The sequence below is a fragment of the Paenirhizobium cremeum genome, from assembly GCF_047553425.1.
GTDB classification, from domain to species: domain Bacteria; phylum Pseudomonadota; class Alphaproteobacteria; order Rhizobiales; family Rhizobiaceae; genus Allorhizobium; species Allorhizobium cremeum.
In genome coordinates this window covers 3,986,420-4,012,273 of the sequence record NZ_CP180217.1, presented here as the reverse complement: position 1 = coordinate 4,012,273, position 25,854 = coordinate 3,986,420, and the positions used below count along the sequence as shown (strand labels likewise).

Here is a 25,854-nt window from a genome sequence, read left to right as displayed (position 1 = left end):
GTCAGACATCCCTCCGGTCGAAATCGATGCGCGGATCGATCCAGGTGTAGATCAGGTCGGAGATCAGGCCGACGAAAAGGCCCATCAGCGAGAAGATGTAGAGCGTGGCAAAGACGACAGGATAGTCCCGGTTGACCACCGAAAGATAGCCGAGCCGGCCAAGGCCATCGAGCGAGAAGATGTTCTCGATCAACAGCGAACCGGTGAAGAAGGCCGAGATGAAGGCGCCGGGAATACCGGCGATCACGATCAGCATGGCGTTGCGGAACACATGGCCGTAAAGCACCTGCCGCTCGTTCAAGCCTTTAGCGCGGGCGGTCACGACATACTGCTTCTTGATCTCGTCGATGAAGGAATTCTTGGTAAGGAGTGTCGTCGTCGCAAAGGCCGAAAGCGACAGCGCGATCAGCGGCAAGGTCAGGTGCCAGAAGTAGTCGACGATCTTTTCCCACCAGGACAGCTGGGCGAAATTGTCGGAGACGAGACCGCGCAGCGGGAACCAGTCGAAGAAGGAACCGCCGGCGAAGAGCACGATCAGCAGGATACCGAACAGGAAGCTCGGTACGGCATAGCCGATGACGATGACGCCAGAGGTCCAGACATCGAAGGGGGAGCCGTCCGCGACGGCCTTCTTGATGCCGAGCGGGATCGAAATCGCATAGGAGAAGATCAGGATCCAGACTCCAAGCGAGATCGACACCGGCATCTTCTCGACGATCAGGTCGATGACCGTGGTGTTGCGGAAGAAGCTCTCGCCGAAATCGAAGCGGATATAGTTCCACATCATCTCGAGGAAGCGGGTCAGAGGCGGCTTGTCGAAGCCGAACTGCTTCTCGAGCTTGGCGATGAGTTCCGGATCGAGCCCCTGAGCGCCCCGATACTTGGCGTTCATCTCGTCGTTGCCGAACTGCTGGTTGAGCATGTCGCCGCCGCCGGAAAGGCGCTGGTCGGCGCTGTCTCCCTGCCCGGTCAGCTGGGCAATGACCTGTTCGACAGGGCCGCCCGGGGCAAACTGGATGACAAGGAAGGAAATGCCCATGATCCCGACGATGGTCGGGATCATCAGCAGGAGACGCCGAAGGATATAGGCACCCATCAGGCCGTCTCTCCCGCGCGGTGCACGATGTCCGTCTCAAGTCCCGATTTCAATCCGTTCGTCCTTTCCCGCCGGCAGACGGCCTGCCGGCCCATGCGATTCGTGGGGTTTATTGGTAGCTGCTCAAATGTGGCGCGCAAGCCCCGCCAATCACTTCGACGCCCCTTTGGCCCACCAGATGGACGGAAAGCCGATACCGTATGTCGGCAATTCCGCCGGTCGGCCGAACTTGTCCCAATAGGCGATGCGCGAGGACCGCATGGTGTAGGAGGGCACAGTGTAGCTTCCCGCCAGCAGAAGGCGATCGAGCGCCTTTACCGTCGGGATCAGCGTTTCGCGATCCTTGACGAAGATGATCTGATTAATCAGCTTGTCGACCGCGGGACTGGAAATGCCGGCATAGTTCTGCGACCCCTCCTGACCGACCGACTGCGAACCCCAGTAGTTCTTCTGCTCGTTGCCAGGATTGAGGCTCTGAGCCCAGCCGAGATAAATCATATCGTAGTCAAAGCTTCTGACGCGGTTGGCATATTGGGAGGCATCGACCGTCCTCACCGACACCGTGACGCCGATCTTCTTCAGGTTGTCCGCGAACGGCAATGCCACCCTCTCGATGGTCGGTCCGTTCAGCAGGATTTCGAAGGAAAGCGGTGTTCCGCTCTTCGTATCGGTCATCCGGCCACCGCGGATCTCGTAGCCGGCCTCACGGAAGAGCGATATGGCGGTGCGGAGGTTGTCGCGCAGCTTTGCGGGATCGCCTGCCACCGGATTCTTGTATTCGGTCGTGAAAACTTCAGGCGGCACGCCGTCGCCCAACCCTTTCAGGATTTCCAGTTCCTTGCCTTCCGGCAAACCGCTGGATGCGAGTTCGGAGCCGTAGAAATAGCTGTCGATGCGCTGATACTGGCCGAAAAAGATCGTGCGGTTCAGTTCCTCGAAGTCGAAGGCATAGTTCAGGGCTCTGCGCAGACGTGGGTCCTTGAACTTGTCGCGGCGCATGTTGGGAATGAAACCGACGAGAACGCCCGATGTCTTGTATTCGTTGTCGAGCACCTCGCGCTTGACGCGGCCGTCAGCAACGGCGGGAAAATCATAGGAGCGCGCCCAGCGCATGGCGGAATTCTCAGCCCAGTAATCGACATTGCCGGACCGGAAGGCCTCGAACTCGACATCGAGGTCGGCAAAATAGGTGTAGGTCTGGCTGCGGAAGTTGTCGTAGCCGATGTTGACGTTGATATCCCTGCCCCAATAGTCGTCGCGAAGCTCATAACGGATCGTCGAGCCCGGCGAGAAGGAAGCGATGCGATAAGGGCCTGAGCCCATGATCGGCTCCAGAGTGGTCTTCGAGATGTCGCGCGGCTTGCCGTCCGGGCCATTGGCCGTCCACCAGTGCATGGGAACGATGTCGATCTCGCCGACGATGACCGGCAATTCGCGATTGTTCTTCTCGTCGAAGGTGAAGGTGACTTCGCGCTCTCCGGTCTTTTCCGCCTTCAGCACATGCTGGTAATAGCTTGTATATTTCGGATTGAGATCCTTGAACTTCTCGAAGCTGAAGACGACATCCTCGGGCGTGACCGGCTGGCCGTCCGCCCATTTCGCTTCCGGCCGCAAGCGGAATTTCACCCAGGCGTAATCTTCGGGATAGGCGACAGCTTCGGCCAGCAGACCGTAGACCGCATCGACCTCGTCCATCGACGGCTTCAGCAGTGTCTCGGTTACCAACGAGAGGCGCGGCGTCAGGCCGGCGGCGAGTTCGCCCTTGTCGAGCACGGGGTTGAAGGTGTCGAAGGTGCCGGAAGCAGAGAGCTTCAGATCGCCGGCTTTCGGCGCATCGGGATTGACGTAGTTGAACCGGGGGAAATCCTTGGGATATTTCGGCGCCTCGATGACCGAGATCGCATGCCGCCATTCGGGCTCCTGCGCCTGCAAGGCCTGCGGCGCAAGCGCCGCCAGTGCACACGTGAAGACACCTGTCCTCAGGAAAGCCAATCCCATGCAAATCACCCCTGTTGTTTTTCATTGAGACCAGCATAGGCCAAACCTCGGCAAAAAACAGACCGTGCCGGGATCACGATACGATCACGGATTCAACAAAATCGGCATTCAGGTTAAAGTAGAAGCAAATCACCCGCCGGAGCGGGATTGAGAAAATGCGGCGGACAGCATGACGATGAGAGCGGTTTCGAGGCGGCTGGCAGTTGCGCTGGCCTTTGCGGCAAGCATGGCGGGCGCCATCGCGGACGGATGGGCGGCAGACGGCCCGCCCGCCAAGGAGCTTTTCGGCGGAATGAAGCTGCCGACGCGAGCTGATCCGAGTTCCTACGGCTTTTATTCGAAGGGCTGCCTTGCCGGCGGGGTCGCCATTCCGACCGACGGGCCCACCTGGCAGGCGATGCGGCTTTCACGCAACCGCCGCTGGGGCCATCCGCAGATGATCTCGCTGCTGGAACGCCTGTCGCAGGACGCCGCGAAGTATGACGGCTGGCCGGGATTGCTGCTTGGCGACATCTCCCAGCCGCGCGGCGGACCGATGCTCTCCGGACACGCCTCCCACCAGATAGGCCTCGATGCGGACATCTGGCTGACGCCGATGCCGTCGCGCACGCTGTCGGCCAATGAGCGCGAAAATATCTCGGCGACCTCCATGCTGAAGAAGAATGCCTTCCTGACCGTCGATCCGAACATCTGGACGCCGGCGCATGCGCGGGTCATCATGCGGGCTGCGAGCTATCCGCAGGTAGAGCGCATTTTCGTCAACCCGGCGATCAAGAAGAAGCTGTGCGAGACTTGGAAGGGCGACCGCACCGATCTCGGCAAGGTGCGGCCCTATTACGGCCATGACTACCATTTCCACGTCCGCATCAAGTGCCCCGCCGATGCCGCCGGCTGCAAGGACCAGGCCGACATTCCGCCCGGCGACGGCTGCGACAAGTCTCTCGCATGGTGGTTTACCGACGAGCCTTGGGCGAAGCCGAAGAAAGACCCCAATGCGAAACCCGCGCCGAAGCCGAAACCGATGCAGCTTTCAGACCTGCCGAAAGCCTGCGCCATGGTGCTGAACGCGCCTTCCGTGGACAGCGAATGGGCAGCGACCTATTCCGCAAATGGTGCAGCCCCCGTTTCGGCGCTCGCCGCAACGCCCGAGCCGGCGGCTGCAGGCGCGGCCATTGCAGCCCAGATGCCGGACAATGCACCAGCCGATGTTCCGGTTCCGTTGCCCCGTCCTGCCGGCAACTGAGCTCGCACAGGCCCGGCTTGCCTCAAGGCCGGGCTTTTCAACCGCTTCCGGCTGCGATAGAAGGCGTTCAAATCGATTGAAAATCCGGACCGAGGCGCTTCGTGACCGCTCAAAAATGTATCGCCCTGATTGCCCATGACCAGAAGAAGGACGATATGGCGGAATTTGCCCGCCAGCACGAGGCCGAGCTTGCAAAGCAACGCATCGTGGCGACCGGCACGACCGGCGGGCGCATCAAGGAGGCCTGTCCCTCGCTTGACGTCACGCGACTGAAAAGCGGTCCGCTTGGCGGCGATCAGCAGATCGGCGCGATGATCGCGACCGGAGAGGTCGATATGCTGATCTTCTTCGTCGACCCTTTGACATCCATGCCTCATGATGTCGATGTAAAAGCGCTGATGCGGCTTGCAACGGTCTATGACATTCCGATGGCCCTGAACCGTGCCACCGCAGAAATCCTCCTGACCCCAGGGGCCCAGAACGCCTGAGCCCCCAAAGGCCCGACACGGAACCCGCCATGCCCAAGTCCCTCGAAAACGAACAGCTCACGTTCCCCATCCTGATCGGCGACATCGGGGGCACGAATGCGCGCTTCTCAATCCTGATCGACGCCTATGCCGAGCCGAAGCAGTTTCCGAACGTGCATACCGCGGATTTCGCAACCATCGACGAGGCGATCCAGGTCACGGTTCTCGACAAGACCTCGGTACAGCCGCGCTCGGCGATCCTGGCGATTGCCGGCCCGATCAACGACGACGAGATACCGCTGACCAATTGCGACTGGGTGGTGCGTCCCAAGGCGATGATCTCCGATCTCGGATTTTCCGACGTTCTCGTTGTCAACGACTTCGAGGCGCAGGCGCTGGCGATCGCCTCGCTCGCCGATCAATATCGCGAACCGATCGGCGAACAGGGGGACACCTCACTTGCCTCGCGCGTCGTTCTCGGTCCCGGCACCGGACTTGGCGTCGCCGGTCTCGTGCATGCCCAGCACATGTGGTTTCCCGTTCCCGGCGAGGGCGGGCACGTGGATGTCGGTCCGCGCAGCGAGCGCGACTATGAGATCTTCCCGCATCTGACGCCGATCGAAGGACGGATTTCGGCCGAGCAATTGGTGAGCGGCCGGGGCATTCTCAACATCTACGGCGCCGTCTGCGCCGCAAGCGGCATCGAGCCGGTCTACAAGGATCCGGCCGAGGTGACCACGAATGCGCTCTCCGGCGCCGACCCGGCCGCCGTTGAAACCATATCACTCTTCGTGACCTATCTCGGGCGGGTCGCCGGCGACATGGCGCTGATCTTCATGGCGCGTGGTGGCGTCTTCCTCGCCGGCGGCATTTCCCAGAAGATCATTCCGGCGCTGAAGAGACCGGAGTTCCGGCAGGCTTTCGAGGATAAGGCGCCCCACAGCCATCTGATGAAGACCATTCCGACCTTCGTCGTCACCCATCCGCTGGCAGCACTTTCGGGACTTGCCACCTATGCCCGGACGCCCGGCAGTTTCGGGCTTGCGACCGAGGGCCGCCGCTGGCGCCGCTGATTTCGCCTTTCGTCCGCGCAGCAATTGGCTATGGCCAAACGGCCCTTCACTGGCTATAGAGCGCGCAGAAATAGGGCATGATGCCCGCAACCACCCAGTTTCACGGGGGATTGGCTTCATTTTGGACGCCTCCAGGACACAGACGACAGCTATCAGCTCGAACAGCGTGACAGCAGTCCTCAAACGCATCATCGCCGAAAACGGCCGCGACCACATCCGCGGATACATCTTCGCCATCATCTGTCTGGCGACCGTGGCCCTGACGACGGCGTTTACCGCCTGGATCATGGAATCCGTGGTCAACGAGGCCTTCGCCAACAAGCGCGCCGACCTCGTCTGGCTGATCTGCGGCTCCATTCTCGCTGCTTTCGTGCTGCGCGGGCTTGCGAGTTACGGTCAGGCCGTGACTCTTTCCAAAATCGGCAACAATATCGTGGCGCGCTACCAGCGGCGGCTCTTCGCCCATCTGATGACGCTGTCGCTCGGCTATTTCACCGAATCCCGCTCGGCCCATCTCGCCGCCCAGATCAGCCAGAACATCAACGGCATCCGCGACGTGCTCAACCTGACGGTCACCTCGACGGCGCGCGACCTCTTGAGCCTCATCGCACTGATCGGCGTGATGATCTTCAAGGACCCGATGCTGACGCTGATCGTCTTCGTGGTCGCGCCGCCGCTTCTCTATGCGCTGCGCTACATTTCCAAGCGCCTGCGGGCGGCGACGAAGGAAGCGATCATCTTCAACAGCCACGTGCTGGGGGCAATGCAGGAAACCGTGCAGGGCATCGCGATCGTCAAGGCCTTCACCATGGAGGAGCAACTCGAGCGCAAGGTCGGCACCACCATAGACGCTGCGGAAAAACGTTCGAACAGGATCGCACGACTCTCCGAGCGCACCTCGCCGCTCACCGAAACATTCGCCGGCCTCGCCATTTCCAGCGTGCTGGCCTATGCCGCCTTCCGCTCGATCTATGGCGACATGCTGCCGGGCGCCTTCTTCTCCTTCGTCGCGGCACTGCTGATGGCCTATGAACCCGCCAAACGGCTCGCCAAGCTGCAGGTGCAGATGGAGCGGGCCGTGGTCAATGCCCGGATGATCTATGAAATCCTCGACATGCAGCCACATCAGCGGGAAAAGCCGGGTGCGGCCGATCTCGCGGTCACCGATGCATCCATCGAGTTCCGTGGCGTGACCTTTGCCTATGGGGATGGAGAAAAGGTGCTGAAAGGCATCGACTTCGTCGCCGAGGGCGGCAAGACGACGGCGCTGGTCGGTCCCTCCGGCGCGGGCAAGTCGACCGTCATCACGCTGATCCCGCGCTTCTACGATCCGTCAAGCGGCGAAATCCTGATTGACGGGCAGAATATCGCCGACGTGACCAAGGCATCGCTGCGCAAGCATATCGCCTATGTCTCGCAGCAGCCCTACCTCTTCGAAGGCACGATCCGCGACAACATCCGCTACGGTCGACCGGATGCGACGGATGCGGAAATCGAGGATGCCGCGCGGCTCGCCTATGCCCACGACTTCATCACCGCACAGCCGCTCGGCTACGACACCCCGGTCGGGGAAAACGGCGTAACCCTTTCCGGCGGCCAGCGGCAGCGGCTTTCGATTGCCCGTGCTCTTGTGCGCAATGCGCCGATCCTGCTGCTCGACGAGGCGACCTCCGCGCTCGACACCGAATCCGAGGCAGCCGTGCAGAAGGCGCTCGACCAGGCCATGCACGGCCGCACGGTGGTGGTGATCGCCCATCGTCTGTCGACCGTCATCAAGGCCGACAAGATCATCGTCATGCATGAGGGACGGATCGCCGAGGAAGGCACGCATGAGAGCCTTGCACAGCGTCCGGACGGGCTCTACGCTCGCCTCAACAACCTGCAACCCGCCGCACAAAACGATCTCAGCTAGGGACAGCGTGAAATCATGAAGGATGCAATGAAGCTCGTCGTCGTCGGTGCCGGTGGGCGCATGGGCCAGGCGCTCATCCGCATCATTCACGCGACCGAAGGCGTCACCCTTCATGCCGCCGTGGTGCGCTCGGGCTCGCCGCTGGTTGGCAAGGATGCCGGCGAGATCGCAGGCCTCGGCCCGATCGGCGTTGCGGTAACCGACGATCCGCTGGCGGCCTTCCTCGACGCCCACGGGGTGATCGACTTCACCTCTCCCGCGACTACAATGGAATTTGCCGCGCTGGCCGCACAGGCCCGCATCGTCCATGTGATCGGCACCACTGGCTGTCAGCCGGAACACGAAGCGAAGATCGAGGCCGCCGCCCGCCATGCGCGGATCGTCAAATCCGGCAATATGAGCCTCGGCGTCAACCTGCTCTCGGTGCTCGTGCAGCAGGCGGCCCGCGCGCTCGACGCGGCCGGATGGGACATCGAGGTCCTGGAAATGCACCACAAGCACAAGGTGGACGCTCCCTCGGGAACGGCGCTGCTGCTCGGCGAGGCAGCCGCCAAGGGCCGCGATATTGACCTTGCCGGCCATTCGGTGCGCGTGCGCGACGGCCACACCGGCCCCCGGGAGGCCGGCTCCATCGGCTTTGCCACGCTACGCGGCGGCTCCGTCGTCGGAGAACATTCGGTCATCCTCGCCGGCGAAGGCGAGTTGGTGACGCTTTCCCACAGCGCCGGCGACCGCACGATCTTCGCGCGCGGCGCGGTCAAGGCAGCGCTATGGGCCTATGGCCAGAAGCCCGGTCTCTATTCCATGCTCGACGTGCTCGGGCTCAATCCCACCAAATAACTCTGCCTCGGAGGATTTTTGCAATGACTGGTACCCTCGTGCTCGTACGTCACGGCCAGAGCGAATGGAACCTCAAAAACCTTTTCACCGGCTGGCGCGATCCGGACCTGACCGAGCTTGGCGTGCAGGAAGCCAATGCCGGCGGCAAGGCGCTTGCCGACTACGGCATCAAGTTCGACGTCGCCTATACATCGGCACTCAGCCGCGCCCAGAAGACCTGCCAGATCGTGCTCGACAATGTCGGCCAGCCCAACCTCGAGACCATCCGCGACGAGGCACTGAACGAGCGTGACTACGGCGATCTCTCCGGCCTCAACAAGGACGATGCCCGCGCCAAATGGGGCGAGGAGCAGGTGCATATCTGGCGCCGCTCCTACGACGTTCCGCCGCCGGGCGGCGAAAGCCTGCGCGACACCGGCGCCCGCGTCTGGCCCTATTACATGACGGAAATCCTGCCGCGCGTCCTCAGGGGCGAAACGGTGCTGGTTGCCGCCCACGGCAATTCTCTGCGCGCCCTCGTCATGGTGCTCGACCGCCTCTCCAAGGAAGAGATCCTCAAGCTCAACCTCGCGACCGGGGTTCCGATGGTCTACAAGCTCAAGGCCGACTCAACCGTCGCTTCCAAGGAAGTGCTCGGCGACATGTCCGGCGCCCACTGAGAAATTCGAGGCGCGCCGGAGACCGGCGCGCCCTCTTCCCGCCGGGCAGGCTATCTCCCGATCAGCCACCGATGGTGAACTGGACGCGATCCGCAGGAAAGCGCGTGATCGAATACTGGATGGGTTCACCGTCGGGGTCGGTATTGAGTGCACGGGTGACGAGAACGATCGCGCCCGGCGTCAACTCCAGCGTGGCGACGTCATCCGGTTCCGCGTGCCGGGCAGTGATTTCGGTCTTATCCCGCAGGTAGTCGCCGACGCCGAACTCCGACAACGCCTTTGTCACCGAACCCGTCTTAGCGAAGACTTCCGCAATGCCCTCGAAGCGGGCCGCGGGAAACCAGGTCGTTGCCCGCGAAAGAGCGCGGCCGTCAGCCTTGCGCACCGCTTCTAGCCTGATAACCTCGGTTCCGGGCGCAAGCTTCAGCCAGCGGGCGACCTCGGCCGTGGCAATCTCGCGCGCCGATGACAGGAGAAATCCCTCGATATCACGCGCCTGGCGACCTATGCCCTGGGTGAAGCGTGTTCGCCTGGAAATCGGGAAATTGAAGCGGTCCTTCACCTCGATCATCGTTCCGCGGCCTTGCATGGCGCGAACGATGCCCTCCTGCCCGAGCGCCGCCAACGCGCTGCGGATCGTATGGCGATTCACGCCGAACTGCTCGGCCAGCACTGTTTCCGGCGGCACCATGCCGGTCGAGTCATATTCGCCCGCAGAGATATTCGCCCTGATCTTGTCGGCGATCTGGCGCCAAAGCGCCACGCCCTTCTGCCTCTGAACCGTTGCCACGTCCGTCATGTCACACGCTTGTCACGCTCGATTGGTAGCTATAATTTAACTTGTATGGTTGTCTATATTAATAGACATTTCGAGGTTTGGCAATGGACACCGCAGAACAAGACAGGGCGACCGGTTCGCCGCAGCGAAAGAGGGTGACGGACCTGCTGGCCAGGGCGACTGTCACCGAACTGAAAACCGTTTGGGAGGCCCTGGAACCGCAACCCGCTGTCGAGGCGCTGCGCGGACCGGAGACCGGCCTCGTCATGGTGCGCGGACGCATCGGCGGCGGCGGCGCGGCCTTTAATCTCGGCGAGGCAACCGTCAGCAGGGCAGCGGTCCGGCTTTCATCCGGAACCGTCGGCCACGGACATGTACTCGGCACCGACCGCAGCCGGGCCCGGCTTGCCGCGATCTTCGATGCGCTGTGGCAGGAGGTCGAACACCGGCCTTTCATCGAAGCGCAGTTGCTCCAGCCGGTCGCCGCCCGCATCGAAGCCGCGGAACGCAGCAAGGCGGAAGAGACGGCGGCGACCCGCGTCGATTTCTTCACCATGGTAAGGGGAGAGGACTGATGGACCCGAAAACCGATGCCCTGACCGGCGGCTTCACCGAACCGGTTTTCCATGCCCAGAGCGTCTTTCGCACCCTGATGGACTGCATGGCGCGCCCGGGCAGCATCCGTACCGTCGCGCCACAGGTCAGCCCGCCGCCGCCCCTCGGCCCGGCCGCAGGAGCGATTGCGTTGACCCTTTGCGACCACGATACCCCGGTCTGGCTCACGGCCGGGCTTTCAAAATCGCCAGTCGGCGACTGGATCGCCTTCCACACCGGCGCTCCGCTGACCCGCGAAAAGGTCGAAGCCCGCTTCGCTTTTGCGGAAGCCGGCACGACACTCGCCTCCTTCGGCCTCTTTTCTTCCGGGACCCAGGAATATCCGGACCGTTCGACGACCATCGTCATCGAAGTCGCAAGCCTCGATGGCGGACCGGGTCTCGCGCTCACCGGTCCGGGCATCAGGGAAACAACGCATATCGCGCCAAAGGGCCTGCCGGAGATGTTTCTGAGGCAATGGGCCGACAACCGGGCGCTTTTCCCGCGCGGCGTCGACGTCGTGCTGACGGCGGGCAGCGAAATGCTCGGCCTGCCGCGGACATGCAAGATCACCGCAAGGGAGATGTGAGACCATGTATGTTGCCGTAAAGGGTGGCGAGGCGGCCATCGCAAACGCTCACCGCCTGCTCGCCGACCGGCGCCGAGGCGACCGTTCGCTGCCCTCGCTCACGATCGAGCAAATCGTCGAACAACTCGGCCTCGCGGTCGACCGCGTCATGGCCGAGGCGTCGCTGCATGACCGGGCGCTTGCCGCCCTCTCCGTCAAGCAGGCGCGGGGCGACATGATCGAGGCGATCTTTCTGCTCCGCGCCTATCGCACGACATTACCGCGCTTCGGCTATTCCGTCCCGATCGACACCGGCCGCATGCGCGTGGAGCGGCGTATTTCTGCGACCTACAAGGACCTGCCGGGCGGACAGCTGCTCGGGCCGACCTTCGACTACACCCATCGGCTTCTCGATGTCTCCATGCTCGAGGATGCGGATGTGGAAGAGCCCGCTCTTCGCCCGGCCAGCGATGAAAAGGTCATGCGCGTTTCCGACATTCTCGCTCAGGAAGGCCTTGTCGAGGCTGACGGCGACATGCCGGAGGATCATATCGCGGGCGACATTACCCGCGAGCCGATCGAGTTTCCCATGGCGCGCGACCTGCGCCTTCAGGCACTTGCGCGCGGCGACGAGGGCTTTCTGTTAGCGCTCGCCTACTCGACACAGCGCGGCTATGGCCGCACCCACCCCTTTGCCGGCGAAATCCGGATCGGAGAAGTGGATGTGGAGATCGAGGTCCCGGAACTGGGCTTTGCCGTATCGCTTGGCCCTATCCGCGTAACCGAATGCCAGATGGTGAACCAGTTCAAGGGTTCGGCCAAGGCTCCGCCGCAATTCACCCGCGGTTACGGGCTCGTGTTCGGCCAGAGCGAACGCAAGGCCATGGCGATGTCGCTGGTCGATCGCGCACTTCGTGCGAGCGAACTCGGCGAGGACATCGTCGCTCCGGCGCAGGACGAGGAATTCGTCATATCCCATTCCGACAACGTGCAGGCGACCGGCTTCGTGGAACACCTCAAGCTGCCGCATTACGTCGACTTCCAGGCCGAACTCGATCTCGTCCGCCGCATGCGCCGCGACTTCGACGCCGCACGCGGCGAAACGGACGCCAACGCCCGCGCCGAGGCTGCGGAATGACGCGCGTCAGCCTAGTCCCTTTCCTCCTGGAACCAGTATGCGCTGACAACGGTCGCGGCGATCATGGTCGCGATGATGATCGTAAGTATCACGCTGACTTCCATACCCAGCACCTCCTTCAGAGCAAGGACAACGCCCGATGACGCAAGAAGTTTCGCAGTATGGCGACCTGGCGAGTTATAATTTCGCTTATCTCGACGAACAGACCAAGCGGATGATCCGCCGCGCGATCCTGAAAGCCATCGCGATACCCGGCTATCAGGTGCCTTTCGCATCCCGCGAAATGCCCATGCCCTATGGCTGGGGAACGGGCGGGGTGCAGGTCACGGCCTCGGTCCTCGGACCCGAGGACGTGCTGAAGGTGATAGACCAGGGCGCCGACGATACGACCAATGCCGTTTCGATCCGGGCCTTCTTCCAGAAGGTGGCCAATGTCGCGGTCACCACCCACACCCGCGAGGCGACGATCATCCAGACCCGCCACCGCATTCCGGAAGAGACACTCAACGAGAACCATGTGCTCGTCTATCAGGTTCCGATCCCGGAACCGCTGCGCTTCCTCGAACCGCGCGAGACGGAAACGCGCAAGATGCATGCGCTTGAGGAATACGGGCTCATGCATGTGAAGCTCTACGAGGATATCGCCCGCAACGGCCGGATCGCCACCACCTATGCCTATCCGGTCAAGGTCGCGGGACGCTACGTGATGGACCCCTCGCCGACGCCGAAATTCGACAATCCGAAGATGCACATGTCGGAAGCGCTCCAGCTTTTCGGCGCCGGCCGCGAGAAGCGCATCTACGCCATTCCGCCCTTTACCGAAGTCGTCAGCCTGGATTTCGAGGACCATCCCTTCGAGATCCAGCGTTTCGACAAGCCCTGCGCGCTCTGCGGCGCAGAGAACGTCTATCTCGACGAGGTCATTCTCGACGACAAGGGCGGACGCATGTTCGTCTGCTCCGACACCGACCATTGCGAGGAACGCCGGGAACACGGCCATGCCGGCCATCTGCTCGCACCGGACAAGGAGGCGGCGGAATGAACTTCATTCCCGATAAAGCCCCTTCCCCAACCCCTCCCCACAGGGGGGAGGGGCTTAATCTGCCGCACCCGCGTCGGAATGGGACAGAGGCATCGCCACCGGTGTTCTCCCCCCTTGTGGGGGAGATGGGCGGCAGCCCAGAGGGGGTCTTCCGTCACAATGTAAGGAACGTTTCGCAATGACCGACCAACCGCTTCTCAAGGTTCGAAACCTGTCGAAATTCTACGGCAGCCGCATCGGCTGCAGCAATGTCGCCTTCGAACTCTGGCCGGGAGAGGTTCTAGCCATCGTCGGCGAGTCCGGTTCGGGCAAAACCACCCTGCTCAACTGCATCTCGACCCGGCTGATGCCGACGACCGGCAGCGTTGAATATCACATGCGCGACGGCCAATACCGCGACCTCTACCACATGAACGAGGCCGAGCGCCGCTTCCTCATGCGCACCGACTGGGGCTTCGTGCACCAGAACCCGGCCGACGGCCTACGCATGACGGTGTCCGCCGGCGCCAATGTCGGCGAGCGGCTGATGGCGGTCGGCGACCGGCACTACGGCCGCATTCGCCAGACGGCGTCGGAGTGGCTGGAGCGCGTTGAAATTTCCACGGACCGCATCGACGACCAGCCGCGCGCCTTTTCGGGCGGCATGCGCCAGCGCCTGCAGATTGCCCGCAATCTCGTGACCGGCCCGCGGCTGGTCTTCATGGACGAGCCGACCGGGGGCCTCGACGTTTCCGTACAGGCGCGCCTGCTCGACCTCGTGCGCGGTCTCGTCAACGATCTCGGCCTTGCAGCCATCGTCGTCACCCATGACCTCGCCGTCGCCCGCCTTCTTTCCCATCGCATGATGGTGATGAAGGATGGACATGTGATCGAGCACGGCCTGACCGACCGGGTGCTGGACGACCCGCGCGAACCCTACACCCAACTGCTCGTCTCCTCGATCCTGCAGGTCTGAGAACAGGAAAAACCATGGCCACGCCTCTCGTCGTTTCCGAAGTCTCGAAGAGCTTCACCATGCATCTGCGCGGCGGCCTCAGGCTGCCGGTCGTCTCCAATGTTTCGTTTTCGGTTGCCGGCGGCGAATGCGTCGTGCTCGGCGGCCCGTCGGGCATCGGCAAGAGCTCGATCCTGAAGATGCTCTACGGCAATTATGCCGTCGATTCCGGGCAGATCCTGATCGATCACCTCGGCCGCATCATCGACATCGCGACCGCCGATCCGCGCGCGGTGCTTGACGTTCGCCGCTCGACGCTCGGCTATGTCAGCCAGTTCCTCAGAACAGTCCCCCGCGTTTCCACCCTCGACGTGGTCGCCGAACCGCTCGTCGCTCGCGGCGTCCCAGCCGTGGAAGCGCGTGACAAAGCGGCGGAGCTGCTGTCGAGGCTCAACCTGCCGAAGGAACACTGGCAACTGCCGCCCGCCACATTTTCCGGCGGCGAGCAGCAGCGCGTGAACATCGCACGCGGCTTCATCACCAATCACAACGTCCTGCTGCTGGACGAGCCGACAGCCTCGCTCGACGCAACCAACCGTGCCGTCGTCGTCGAGATGATCCGCGCCAAGAAGAAAGACGGCGTTGCCTTGCTCGGCATATTCCACGACGAGGAGGTGCGCGAACTCGTCGCGGACCGCATTCTGGACGTTTCCCAGTTTTCACCGCGAAAGGCTGCAGCATGACCCGCCTCTTGTCTGAAACGCCAATGATCCACGAGACGGCTCTGGTGGAGGCGACCACGCTTGGCCGCTACACCAAGGTGACTGAACTATGCCGCATCCGGGAATGCGAGATCGGCGACTATTCCTACATCATGGAGCATGGCCATCTCTGGAACACCAAGATCGGCAAGTTCTCCAACATCGCGGCTTTTGTGCGCGTCAATGCCACCAACCATCCCGTCGAGCGCGCGACGCTGCATCACTTCACCTATAGACCGGGTGACTACTGGGCCGATCAGGAACCGGAAGAGGCCGAATATTTTGCCGCTAGGCGCAGCAAGGTCGTGACCATCGGGCATGATACCTGGATCGGACACGGGGCCACCGTCCTCACGGGCGTGACCATCGGCAACGGGGCGGTGATCGGCGCTGGAGCCGTCGTCTCGAAGGATGTCGCGCCCTACACGATCGTCGGCGGCGTGCCTGCGAAACTGATCCGCGAGCGTTTCGATGCGCAAACCGCAGCCGGCATGGAAAAGCTTGCCTGGTGGGACTGGGATCATGACCGGCTGTTTGCTGCGCTTGGCGACTTCCGCGCCCTTCCGGCGAACGAATTCGTCGCGAAATACACGTAATTATCTATTAATATCAATATTATAGCACTTATAATATTTCCTACATATTACTGACATTCGCACTTCATCAAGGGACGCTAGAGCAGTGCCGACCCGGTAGGACATGATGTCGAAAGAGCGGATATGAGATTTCACCTGAAAAACGTAACGCGGCAATTCGGACAGCATGTCGCCGTCGATTCCGTCACTCTCGAAATTCCGGCCGGACAGATGGTTGGCGTCATCGGGCGTTCGGGTGCCGGCAAGTCGACCCTGTTGCGCATGATCAACCGGCTGGTCGATCCTTCCTCCGGCTCCATCCATTTCGGCGACACCGAGGTTTCCGCTCTGCGCGGCCAGGGTCTGCGCAACTGGCAGCGCGACTGCGCGATGATCTTTCAGCAGTTCAATCTGGTGCCGCGTCTCGATGTCCTGACCAACGTACTGCTCGGCAGGCTCAATCATCGTTCGACGGCGCTCAGCATTCTCAACATCTTCACCCGCGAAGAGCGCATCATGGCGATTGCCGCGCTGGAGCGCCTCGGCATCGAACAGGCGGCGCTACAGCCGGCCGGCACGCTTTCCGGCGGCCAGCAGCAGCGCGTGGCGATCGCACGCGCACTCATGCAGTCGCCCAAGATGGTGCTCGCCGACGAGCCGATCGCTTCGCTCGATCCGCTGAACGCCAAGATCGTCATGGATGCGCTGAAGGACATCAACGAGCGGGAAGGCATCACGGTCATCACCAACCTGCACACGCTCGACACCGCGCGCAACTACTGCGAACGCATCGTCGGCATGGCGCGCGGCCGCGTTGTTTTCGACGGACCGCCGAACGAACTGACGGCCGAAGCCGTGCACGCCATCTACGGCTCCGACAGGGACGGCGCCGGCATCGACGAAAGCATGACATCGACCAGCATCAACATTGCCAGCGCGAAGCCCCTGGCGAGCGCAACCCCATCAGCCGGTGTCGGCACTTTGGCGGTCGCCGAAGCCTGAAACCGCGACGATCGTTCGCCCGCGTGAAGGGCAATCCATCAGAACGCTTTCCGCACGCCCGGAAAAACAGGAGATGAACATGTTGAAGAAGACCCTTCTTGCCGCCGTTGCGCTCGTTTCGCTCGTCGGCGCGGCTCATGCCGAAGACCTCAAGGAATTCCGCATCGGTATCCTTGGTGGCGAAAACGAAGCCGACCGCCTGCGCAACTACCAGTGCATGGTCGACAAGCTTCCCGCCGTTCTCGGCGTGGAAAAGGTTTCGCTGTTCCCGGCGGCCGACTATGACGGCGTCATCCAGGGCCTGCTCGGCGGCACGCTCGACTATGCCGAACTCGGCGCTTCCGGCTTCGCCAAGATCTACCTCACCGATCCCAAGGCCGTCGAGCCGATCCTGACCACGGTCCAGACCGACGGTTCGATGGGCTATTACTCGATCATGGTTGCCCGCAAGGATTCCGGCATGACCAAGGTCACCGACATCAAGGGCAAGAAGCTCGGCTTCGCCGATCCGGACTCGACTTCCGGCTACCTGATCCCGACGGTTACCCTGCCGGAAGCCCTCGGCGGCGTGCCGGTCAAGGAATTCGTTGCCGAGACCGGCTTCGGCGGCGGCCACGAAAACCTCGTTCTCGAAGTCCTGAAGGGCACCTTCGATGCCGGCACGACCTTCGGTTCCGGCGTCGGCGACTTCAAGGACGGCTACACCTCCGGCAACCTGAGGAAGATGGTCGACAAGGGCGTCCTCAACATGGACGACCTCGTAGAACTCTGGAAGTCCCCACTGATCCCGAACGGTCCGGTCGTTGTCCGTACCTCGATGAACGACGACATGAAGGCCAAGTTCAAGAAGTTCATGATGGACATGCCGACCAACGATCCGGCCTGCTTCTCGGCCGTACAGGGCGGTGACTTCAAGAGCTTCACCGAAGTCAACGTCGACTTCTACAAGCCGATCATCGACGCCCGCAAGGCAACGATCGGCGGCTGATAAGCCATTTTCGTGCGCCGCCGGATACGGGCTGTATCCGGCGGCGTTTCACTTGGACGTATCCTTCCGATCCCGCGGCCTCAAAAGGCGGTTTTCATGAACTCCACCCTGTTGCAGTCAGGCCTCAGCGAACGCGGCGCCATCGTCGAGCGTCACTGGCAGGAACTTGCCCGCGGCCGGCGCCTCTATACGACCATCAGCATCGTCGTGCTCATGGCCGCGCTTGCGGCCTCGCTCTGGTTCGCCAACGAAACCAATTCGGGTAAATTCATCGACCGGTTGCCGCATCTGTTCGATTTCGTCGGCGATCTTCTGCCGCGGGACGGGATGGAGATCTGGCGGGCGATGTTCGACCTGCCCTCACCCTATTACGACGGCAGTCTCCAATACGACTACACGGAAGGCCGCTACTACGTTACCGATACGCTCTACATTCCCGAATATTTCTACAAGATGGCGGAAACGCTTAACATCGCCATCCTGTCGACCCTGATCGGTTTCATCTTCGGCGGTGTGCTTTCCTTCTTCGCCGCCAAGAACATGACGCGCAATCCGCTGATGCGCGGAGCCGTCCGGCGCTTCATGGAAGTCCTGCGCGCCTTTCCGGAAATCGTGCTTGCCGGCTTCTTCCTCGCCATCCTTTCTCTCGGCCCCATTCCCGCAATCATCGCGGTCTCGATCCACACCATCGGCGCGCTCGGCAAGCTTTTCTTCGAGGTCATCGAAAACGCCGACATGAAGCCCGACGAGGGTCTGAAGGCGGTCGGCGCCAACTGGGTGGAGCGCGCCTGGTTCGGTATGGTGCCGCAGGTGATGCCGAATTTCGTGAGCTATTTCCTGCTGCGCATGGAAATCAACGTGCGCGCCTCGACCATCATCGGCGCCGTCGGCGGCGGCGGCATCGGCGAGCAGCTCCGTCTTTCGATCAGCCGCGGGCACGAGGCCAAGACGCTGGCGATCGTGCTTCTGCTGTTCGTGACCATCATCGCCGTGGACCAGTTCTCGGCGTGGCTGCGCCGCAAACTGGTCGGCGACCATGCATTCCAGGCCGTCGTGTGAGGAGCCGCCGATGAATACGCTCAATCCGGCCGAAATGGACGCCATAGCCGCCCGTCACGGCAACCTGCTCAGACCGAGCTTCTGGATGCGTTTTCGCTTCCCGATCATCGGCGCCGGCGTCGCTGTCTATTTCATCTTCTGCTGGTGGTTCTTCGCCATTGGTCAGACGCTTGCAACCGCCAACTGGGGCATTGCCGGAACCTATCTCGCCGACTGGGTTTCCTATGAAATCCGCCCGGACATCGAAGTCGAAGCCGACGGCCACATGAAGATTTCCTACCCGCGTTTCGACCCGATCGGCCCCAATCCGAACCCGGACTGGCTGGTTGCCGAACGCAAGATGGTGACCCGCAGGATCGAGGTTCCGGCGGCAGAACAGCCGACCATTGCCAAACCGACATCCTCCTTCTCCTTCCTCGCGCCGAACGCTGCGACCGGCAACGGTCAGGACGGCAACGCCGCCCGTAGCGAAACCCGCACCGAAGAAGTCGTGACCCGGGCAACCGTTAAGATGAATTCGACCGACCGGATCGAAGTGACGCCGGAACGCGTCGAGGTCGTTCGCGGAGGCGAGACCCTTTCGGCCACGCTTCGGGCAGAAGGTGGCGTCATTGCCGACGCCCCCCTGCCGACATGGGCGAGCCAGCGAGCGCCCGGCGAGAAGATCGTGCTTGCCTTCGGGTTTTCCGGATGGGCCGAAATCCGGGACGACGTGGTCAAAATCCACAAGCGTTTCCTCGGCTGGGCGAACTTCATCTTCGACACGAATTCCGCTTTCTTCGGCAAATCGTTCAGCGAAGTTGCCAGCCTGATTGCGTCCGGCGAACGGCTCGACCCGTCGCGCAGCAATCTGTCGCTCGCGATCAACGACATCCTCTACAACCCGTCCTGGCAGCATCTGGACGTCTGGACCAAACTTCTGCAGACGATTGTCATGGCTTTCGTCGGCACGCTCTTCGCCATGGTCGTTGCCTTCCCGCTCTCCTTCATCGCGGCGCGCAACATCACCAGAAACGGCGTGCTGAACCAGGCCACCAAACGTTTCTTCGATTTCCAGCGGTCGGTCGACATGTTCATCTGGGCGCTGTTCTTCACCCGCGCCTTCGGCCCCGGACCGCTCGCCGGCATTTCCGCGATTTTCTTCACAGATACCGGCACACTCGGCAAACTCTATTCGGAAGCGCTGGAGAACATCGACGACAAGCAGCGTGAGGGCGTCAAGTCGGTGGGAGCGGCGCCGGTCGCGGTGCATCGCTTCGGCATCCTGCCGCAGGTGCTGCCGGTTTTCGCATCGCAGGCACTCTATTTCTGGGAATCGAACACGCGCTCGGCAACCATCATCGGCGCCGTCGGCGCAGGCGGCATCGGCCTGAAGCTCTGGGAAGCGATGCGGACAAATTCCGACTGGGAGAACGTGGCCTACATGGTGCTGCTGATCCTGCTCGTCGTCTTCATCTTCGATTCCATTTCAAACGCTCTGCGCTCGCGGCTGATGGGGACGAAACGCTGAATGAAATTCTGCCGAACGGGGTTCGGCATCATCAAACTGTCACGCGGATCGGCTAGCCAGCCGATCTTGCCTTTGGACGGCGAAGCAGCCCATGGTGGCGGCCCGTCCGTCGATCCGAGGAATGCTCTCTTGCGCTATGCCGTCTATTTCACTCCGGAAGCCGATCACCCGTTGACGCTTGCAGCGGCGGACTGGCTCGGGCGCAACGCTTTCAGCGGCATTGACGGCGCTTTACAGCCGGTCGGAGACTTTTCGCAGGAAGAACGCGCGGAACTTACTGCGGACCCTCGTCGCTACGGCTTCCACGCCACGCTCAAGGCTCCTTTCGCGCTTGCGGACGGCGTCAGTGAGAGGGCGCTGATCGAACGTTTCAGAGACTTCTGCGCGACGAATGCAGCCTTCGACATTCCGTCAACGACGATAGCCCGCATCGGTCCCTTTTTCGCACTCGTGCCGGCAGAGCTTCACCCGCCGCTACAGGCCTTTGCCGCCTCGGTCGTCGAAACGTTCGATGAATTTCGCGCACCGCTTGGTGAGGCCGACATCGCGCGGCGGCGACCGGAGCGGCTGAACGAGGCCCAGCGCGCCTATTTGACGCGCTGGGGCTATCCCTATGTCATGGAGGAGTTCCGCTTCCACATGACGTTGACCGGCCCGGTCCCTGAAGAACAGGCCCAGGCCATGAACGCGGTGCTGGAGCTCCGCTTTTCCGATTTCATCCGGCGCCCCTTGCGCATCTCCGGGCTCGCCCTCTTCATGGAACCCGAACGCGGCGCGCCCTTCATCGTCCACGACTGGCAGCCGCTCGCGGCCGCCTGACCCTTTTGAAAGCCTTGGAAAATGTCCGCCGAAACCGTTCTCAGCAATGCCCTCATCGTCCTGGAAGACCAGATCGTCTCCGGCTCCGTCCTGATCCGCAACGGACATATCGCCGATATTTCGGAGGGATCGATCCGAATGGGCGAAGACTTCGGTGGCGACTATCTGATTGCCGGCCTCGTCGAACTTCACACTGACCATCTGGAATCGCACTATTCGCCCCGCCCGGGCGTGCGTTGGAACAAGACATCGGCGATCCAGGCGCATGATGCGCAGGTCGTCACTTCCGGCATCACCACCGTCTTCGACTGCCTTCGCATGGGGGCGGACGAGGATGGCGGCTTCGAACATGGCGAAATGCGCGAGATGGCCGACGCCATTCAGGCCGCCGAAAGGGAAGACCGGCTGCGCGCCACCCATCTCATCCACCTGCGCTGCGAGGTCGCCTCGGACAACGTGCTCGACCACTTCGCCGATTTCGAGAATGACCCGCATGTGCGGCTCGTCTCGCTGATGGACCATTCGCCGGGCCAGCGCCAGTTCCAGACGATGGAACAGTACACGCTTTACTACAAAACCAAACGCGGGCTCTCCGACGAAGCCTTCGCCCGTTTCGTCGAGAAGCGGCTTGCGCTTTCGACCAAGTATTCAAGGCCTCATCGCGATGCCTTGGCCAGGATCTGCGCCGAACGGGGCATTACCGTCGCAAGCCATGACGACGCCACGCTCGCGCATGTGGAGGAAGCCAAGGGCCACGGGGTGAAGCTCGCCGAATTCCCGACCAGCTTCGATGCCGCCGAGGCCTCGCACAAGGCGGGCATGAGCGTTCTGATGGGGGCGCCGAATATCGTGCGCGGCAAATCGCATTCCGGCAATATCGCGGCACGCGACCTCGCCGCCCGCGGCGTGCTCGATGTGCTGTCGTCGGACTACGTGCCGCTCAGCCTGCTGCATGCGCCTTTCGTGCTGGCCGACGATTTCGAGGACATCTCGCTGCCCCAGGCGATCGCCATGGTAACGTCGACACCCGCACGCACCGTGGGTCTTGACGACCGAGGCCGGATCGCGCCCGGCTTGCGCGCCGATCTGGTTCGGGTACGTCGCCAGAAGGATGTGCCCGTGGTGCGTTCGGTCTGGCGCGAGGGAAACAGGGTCGCGTGATGGACGGACGCACCGCAGCGCTTCACCCCAATGCAGCCACCGGCACCATGGTTGTCGTGGTGGGGCCGAGCGGCGCCGGCAAGGACAGCCTCATCCAGATCGCCATGGACCATTTCGCCGGCCGCGCGGACGTGCATTTCGTTCAGCGGGTGATTACCCGGCCGGCGGACGCCGGTGGCGAGGCACACAAGGATGTGTCGGCCGACGAATTCGACACCCTCAGGGAAAAGGGCGCCTTCGCGGTGGACTGGGATGCCCATGGCCTGAGTTACGGCATTCCGGCGGCCGTCCACGAGAAGCTGGCGCTCGGCCATCTGGTCGTCGCCAACGGCTCGCGCTCGGTACTCGACCGTTTCGCGCTGGCGTTCTCACCGCTGCTCGTCATCAATGTCACCGCCCGGCCCGACGTGCTGGCGCAACGGCTGGAACAGCGCGGCCGGGAGACCCACGAGGATATCCTTGCCCGGCTCAGCCGGGGATCGCTGGAGATCCCGCCGAACTTCGATTGCGTGACGATCGACAACAGCGGCGACCTCGCCGATGCCGGACGGCAACTGCTCGAAACCCTCGAGGGAGTGTTGAAGCGCAGCGCCGAATCCTGAATACACCCGGTTGCCGAACTACCGTACGGCCGACCGCCGGCTAGTGGGCCTCATCCCAGTTCATCGCGGCGCGGGCATCGACCTTGAGCGGTACACGCATCGCAACCGCCGGCATGGCGGCATGCTCCATGGTCTGGACGATGATCGGCATTGCGGACTCGACCGCTTCGTCCTCCACCTCGAAGATGAGTTCGTCATGCACCTGCAGCAACATGCGGACCTTTTCGTTGAGCCCGGCCTCCGCCAGCACCGGCTCGATCTTAATCATCGCCCGGCGGATGATATCCGCGGCCGAGCCCTGGATCGGAGCGTTGATCGCCGCTCGTTCGTTGAAGGCCCGCATGGACGGGTTGGACGACTTGATCTCGGGATAATGGGCACGGCGGCCGAAGATCGTCTCGACATAGCCGTTTTCGCGGGCAAACGCCTTGGTGCTTTCCATGTAATCCCGGATGCCGGGGAAGCGTTCGAAATACTTCTTGATGTAGTCGCCGGCCTCCGACCGCTCGATGCCGAGCTGATTGGCGAGACCGAAGGCGGAGATGCCGTAGATGATGCCGAAGTTGATCGCCTTGGCGCGACGACGAACCTCGGACGGCATGCCCTCGACCGGCACGCCGAACATTTCGGAAGCCGTCATTGCGTGAATGTCGATGCCATCCGCAAACGCCTGACGCAGTTGCGGGATCTCCGCGACATGGGCGAGCACGCGAAGCTCGATCTGGCTGTAATCGGCCGAAAGGAGCTTGTGTCCCTGCGAGGCAATGAAGGCGGTTCTGATCTTGCGGCCCTCGGCCGTGCGGACCGGAATGTTCTGCAGGTTGGGCTCGGAGGAAGAAAGACGGCCGGTGGTCGTCGCCGCCAGCGAATAGCTGGTGTGAACGCGCTTCGTTTCCGGATGGACGTAACCGGGGAGCGCATCCGTGTAGGTGGATTTCAGCTTGGTGAGTTGGCGCCAGTCGACGATCTTGCGCGGCAGCGGCGCACCTTCGGCGGCGAGATCCTCGAGCACCTGAGCCGAGGTGGACCACTGGCCGGTCTTGGTCTTGGAGCCGCCCGGCAGGCCCATCTTGCCGAACAGGATGTCGCCGAGCTGCTTGGGCGAGCCGATGTTGAAACGTTCACCGGCGAGTTCGTAGATCTCGTCTTCGAAAGCGGCCGCCTTCTGGGCGAGTTCGCCCGAGAGACGCGACAGGATCTGCCGGTCGATGGTGATGCCGCGTTCCTCCATGCGAGCGAGAACCGGCACCAGCGGCCGCTCCAGCCGCTCGTAGATGCGCGTCAGCTTTTCTGCGACGAGACGTGGTTTCAGTACCATCCAGAGCCGAAGCGTGACATCGGCATCCTCAGCCGCGTAGGCCGTCGCCTTGTCGATCGCCACGCGATCGAAGGTCACCGATGACTTGCCGCTGCCGGCAACGTCCTTGTAGGCAATCGGCGTGTGGCCGAGCCAACGTTCCGAAAGCCCATCCATCCCGTGGTTCGACTTGCCGGCGTCGAGCACGTAGGAAATGAGCATGGTGTCGTCGAAACCTTCGATCACGATGCCGTAGCGCTTCATCAGCAGGTAATCGTATTTGAGGTTCTGCGCGACCTTGAGAATGGAGGGATCCTCCAGCAGCCTTTTCAGGGCGGCAAGCGCGTCCGGCATCGGGATCTGGCCTTCGGCAAGCTTCAGCCCGTCGCTGAACAGATCCTCCCCGCCGGTCCGGTGGCCGAGAGGCACGTAAGCCGCGCGGATATCGGTCGAACCGGGAGCACGGGTGTTATCGGCGATCGCCAGCGAGAAGCCGACGAATTCAGCCTGCATCGGGTCGAGCGACGTGGTTTCCGTGTCGAAGGCGACAAGGCCGGTTTCGCCGGCGGCGGCAATCCAGCGCTCCAGCGTCGCCAGATCGCGGATCGTTTCATAGGCGGAGTGGTCGATCTTCTGTGCGGCAAAGGCAGCGGCACGAGCGGCGGCAAGATCGGCGGGGGTCGGATCTCCCGCAGAGGCGGCAACAGTCGTCGGAGTCGCTACGGAAGACGATGCGACGGCACCAGCTTCGCCTGACACCGCTGGTTCCCGCTTATCGACGTCCGGACCATGAGCAGTCTCGCCCCGCTCGACCTTCACAACCGCGGCCTCGATCGCGCCGGCATCGCAGTCGCAGGCTTCGGCGACGCGGCGGGTGAGCGTGGTGAATTCCATCGCCTTCAGGAAGCCGATCAGCTTCGGCCCGTCCTGCTTTTCGAGCACCAGCGCATCGAGCGGCAGTTCGAGCGGCACGTCGGTCTTCAGCGTCACCAGTTGACGCGAAAGGCGAGCACGGTCGGCATTGGCGACGATATTCTCACGGCGCTTGACCTGCTTGATTTCCTCAGCGCGGGCGAGAAGCGTATCCAGATCGCCGAATTCCTCCAGCAATTGCGCCGCCGTCTTCGGGCCGATGCCCGGAATGCCCGGCACGTTGTCGGTCGAATCGCCGGTCAGCGCCTGCAGGTCGATCATCTTTTCCGGCGGCACGCCCCATTTCTCAATGACATCGGGGATGCCGATCTGTTTGTCCTTCATGCTGTCGTACATGTGGACGTTCGGCGTAACGAGTTGCATCAGGTCCTTGTCGGAGGAAACGATGGTGACGTCGGCACCGATCGCCTCGGCCGCGCGGGCATAAGTTGCGATGATGTCGTCGGCCTCGAAACCTTCGGTCTCGATGCAGGGCAGGTTGAAGGCGCGGGTCGCCTCGCGGATAAGGCCGAACTGGGGGACCAGTTCTTCCGGCGGAGCCTGACGGTTTGCCTTGTATTCCGGGTAGAGCTCCTTGCGGAACGTCTTCGATGAATAGTCGAAAATGACCGCCAGATGGGTTGGCGTCACACCAACGCTTGTATCGCGCGCATCGGTCAGAAGCTTCCACAGCATGTTGCAGAAACCCGAGACAGCGCCGACCGGCAGACCATCCGACTTGCGGGTCAGCGGCGGCAATGCGTGGAACGCCCGGAAGATGAAACCCGAGCCGTCGATGAGGAAGAGATGATCGCCTTTTTTCATG

At 62.3% G+C, this 25,854-nt stretch carries 24 protein-coding genes; 20 read left to right on the top strand and 4 right to left on the bottom strand.

Annotated features, from left to right (window positions below; genetic code table 11):
* Position 1 precedes the first annotated feature (1 nt).
* Positions 2 to 1,096, bottom strand: a complete 1,095-nt coding sequence (locus ACLBKR_RS19305; RefSeq protein ID WP_113443943.1) for a microcin C ABC transporter permease YejB — start codon at positions 1,094 to 1,096, stop codon at positions 2 to 4.
* 150 nt (positions 1,097 to 1,246) lie between these two features.
* Positions 1,247 to 3,094 (bottom strand): extracellular solute-binding protein, encoded by a 1,848-nt coding sequence (locus tag ACLBKR_RS19300; RefSeq protein ID WP_113447071.1) that lies wholly within the window; start codon positions 3,092 to 3,094, stop codon positions 1,247 to 1,249.
* Between the two features lie 175 nt (positions 3,095 to 3,269).
* Between ACLBKR_RS19300 and mepA the strand changes: the two genes are divergently transcribed.
* The 6 genes from mepA (at position 3,270) to ACLBKR_RS19270 (ending at position 9,288) form a co-directional block, all read left to right on the top strand.
* Complete coding sequence (gene mepA / locus ACLBKR_RS19295) at positions 3,270 to 4,337, top strand: penicillin-insensitive murein endopeptidase (protein ID WP_162757794.1); 1,068 nt, start codon at positions 3,270 to 3,272, stop codon at positions 4,335 to 4,337.
* Positions 4,338 to 4,492: 155 nt separating this feature from the next.
* A complete protein-coding gene (locus tag ACLBKR_RS19290) occupies positions 4,493 to 4,825 on the top strand; it encodes a methylglyoxal synthase (RefSeq protein ID WP_414901839.1) in 333 nt (110 codons plus the stop codon).
* 29 nt (positions 4,826 to 4,854) lie between these two features.
* Positions 4,855 to 5,877 (top strand): glucokinase, encoded by a 1,023-nt coding sequence (locus ACLBKR_RS19285; protein WP_113447073.1) that lies wholly within the window; start codon positions 4,855 to 4,857, stop codon positions 5,875 to 5,877.
* Positions 5,878 to 5,998: 121 nt separating this feature from the next.
* Positions 5,999 to 7,789, top strand: coding sequence for an ABC transporter ATP-binding protein (locus ACLBKR_RS19280; RefSeq protein WP_113447074.1), 1,791 nt, complete (start codon positions 5,999 to 6,001; stop codon positions 7,787 to 7,789).
* A 15-nt stretch (positions 7,790 to 7,804) separates the two neighbouring features.
* A complete protein-coding gene (gene dapB, locus ACLBKR_RS19275; protein ID WP_113447075.1) occupies positions 7,805 to 8,629 on the top strand; it encodes a 4-hydroxy-tetrahydrodipicolinate reductase in 825 nt (274 codons plus the stop codon).
* Positions 8,630 to 8,652: 23 nt separating this feature from the next.
* Positions 8,653 to 9,288, top strand: a complete 636-nt coding sequence (locus tag ACLBKR_RS19270) for a 2,3-bisphosphoglycerate-dependent phosphoglycerate mutase (protein WP_112827497.1) — start codon at positions 8,653 to 8,655, stop codon at positions 9,286 to 9,288.
* Positions 9,289 to 9,349: 61 nt separating this feature from the next.
* On the opposite strand, the gene phnF is transcribed toward ACLBKR_RS19270, so the two are convergent.
* Positions 9,350 to 10,087, bottom strand: a complete 738-nt coding sequence (gene phnF / locus ACLBKR_RS19265; protein ID WP_113447076.1) for a phosphonate metabolism transcriptional regulator PhnF — start codon at positions 10,085 to 10,087, stop codon at positions 9,350 to 9,352.
* Between the two features lie 83 nt (positions 10,088 to 10,170).
* On the opposite strand from phnF, the gene phnG reads away from it, so the two are divergent.
* From phnG to phnN, 14 genes are all read left to right on the top strand, one after another.
* A complete protein-coding gene (gene phnG, locus ACLBKR_RS19260) occupies positions 10,171 to 10,641 on the top strand; it encodes a phosphonate C-P lyase system protein PhnG (protein WP_113338551.1) in 471 nt (156 codons plus the stop codon).
* On the top strand, positions 10,641 to 11,249 hold the full coding sequence (gene phnH, locus ACLBKR_RS19255) for a phosphonate C-P lyase system protein PhnH (protein WP_113447077.1): 609 nt from the start codon (positions 10,641 to 10,643) through the stop codon (positions 11,247 to 11,249). Before phnG ends, phnH begins: the two co-directional genes overlap by 1 nt.
* Positions 11,250 to 11,253: 4 nt before the next feature.
* Entirely contained in the window at positions 11,254 to 12,366 is a 1,113-nt protein-coding gene (locus ACLBKR_RS19250; RefSeq protein WP_113447078.1) for a carbon-phosphorus lyase complex subunit PhnI, read from the top strand.
* Between the two features lie 139 nt (positions 12,367 to 12,505).
* Positions 12,506 to 13,408: an alpha-D-ribose 1-methylphosphonate 5-phosphate C-P-lyase PhnJ gene (locus tag ACLBKR_RS19245; protein WP_113447079.1), complete on the top strand. Its 903-nt coding sequence runs from the start codon at positions 12,506 to 12,508 to the stop codon at positions 13,406 to 13,408.
* 178 nt (positions 13,409 to 13,586) lie between these two features.
* Positions 13,587 to 14,363, top strand: coding sequence for a phosphonate C-P lyase system protein PhnK (gene phnK / locus ACLBKR_RS19240; protein WP_112829912.1), 777 nt, complete (start codon positions 13,587 to 13,589; stop codon positions 14,361 to 14,363).
* Between the two features lie 14 nt (positions 14,364 to 14,377).
* Positions 14,378 to 15,085 (top strand): phosphonate C-P lyase system protein PhnL, encoded by a 708-nt coding sequence (phnL, locus tag ACLBKR_RS19235; protein WP_113447080.1) that lies wholly within the window; start codon positions 14,378 to 14,380, stop codon positions 15,083 to 15,085.
* Positions 15,082 to 15,699 (top strand): DapH/DapD/GlmU-related protein, encoded by a 618-nt coding sequence (locus ACLBKR_RS19230; RefSeq protein ID WP_113447081.1) that lies wholly within the window; start codon positions 15,082 to 15,084, stop codon positions 15,697 to 15,699. Before phnL ends, ACLBKR_RS19230 begins: the two co-directional genes overlap by 4 nt.
* 123 nt (positions 15,700 to 15,822) lie before the next feature.
* Positions 15,823 to 16,680, top strand: coding sequence for a phosphonate ABC transporter ATP-binding protein (gene phnC, locus ACLBKR_RS19225; RefSeq protein WP_112829915.1), 858 nt, complete (start codon positions 15,823 to 15,825; stop codon positions 16,678 to 16,680).
* A gap of 79 nt (positions 16,681 to 16,759) precedes the next feature.
* On the top strand, positions 16,760 to 17,668 hold the full coding sequence (gene phnD, locus ACLBKR_RS19220; protein WP_112830011.1) for a phosphonate ABC transporter substrate-binding protein: 909 nt from the start codon (positions 16,760 to 16,762) through the stop codon (positions 17,666 to 17,668).
* A 96-nt stretch (positions 17,669 to 17,764) separates the two neighbouring features.
* Positions 17,765 to 18,727: a phosphonate ABC transporter, permease protein PhnE gene (gene phnE / locus ACLBKR_RS19215; RefSeq protein WP_113447082.1), complete on the top strand. Its 963-nt coding sequence runs from the start codon at positions 17,765 to 17,767 to the stop codon at positions 18,725 to 18,727.
* 10 nt (positions 18,728 to 18,737) lie between these two features.
* Positions 18,738 to 20,237, top strand: coding sequence for a phosphonate ABC transporter, permease protein PhnE (gene phnE, locus ACLBKR_RS19210; RefSeq protein ID WP_113447083.1), 1,500 nt, complete (start codon positions 18,738 to 18,740; stop codon positions 20,235 to 20,237).
* A 129-nt stretch (positions 20,238 to 20,366) separates the two neighbouring features.
* Positions 20,367 to 21,056, top strand: coding sequence for a DUF1045 domain-containing protein (locus ACLBKR_RS19205; RefSeq protein WP_113447134.1), 690 nt, complete (start codon positions 20,367 to 20,369; stop codon positions 21,054 to 21,056).
* Positions 21,057 to 21,077: 21 nt separating this feature from the next.
* Positions 21,078 to 22,217, top strand: coding sequence for an alpha-D-ribose 1-methylphosphonate 5-triphosphate diphosphatase (locus tag ACLBKR_RS19200; protein WP_113447084.1), 1,140 nt, complete (start codon positions 21,078 to 21,080; stop codon positions 22,215 to 22,217).
* On the top strand, positions 22,217 to 22,819 hold the full coding sequence (phnN, locus tag ACLBKR_RS19195; protein ID WP_414900033.1) for a phosphonate metabolism protein/1,5-bisphosphokinase (PRPP-forming) PhnN: 603 nt from the start codon (positions 22,217 to 22,219) through the stop codon (positions 22,817 to 22,819). Before ACLBKR_RS19200 ends, phnN begins: the two co-directional genes overlap by 1 nt.
* A 40-nt stretch (positions 22,820 to 22,859) precedes the next feature.
* Here phnN and polA read toward each other — a convergent pair whose 3' ends face one another.
* Positions 22,860 to 25,853 (bottom strand): DNA polymerase I, encoded by a 2,994-nt coding sequence (gene polA, locus ACLBKR_RS19190; RefSeq protein WP_113486612.1) that lies wholly within the window; start codon positions 25,851 to 25,853, stop codon positions 22,860 to 22,862.
* Position 25,854: the final 1 nt, after the last annotated feature.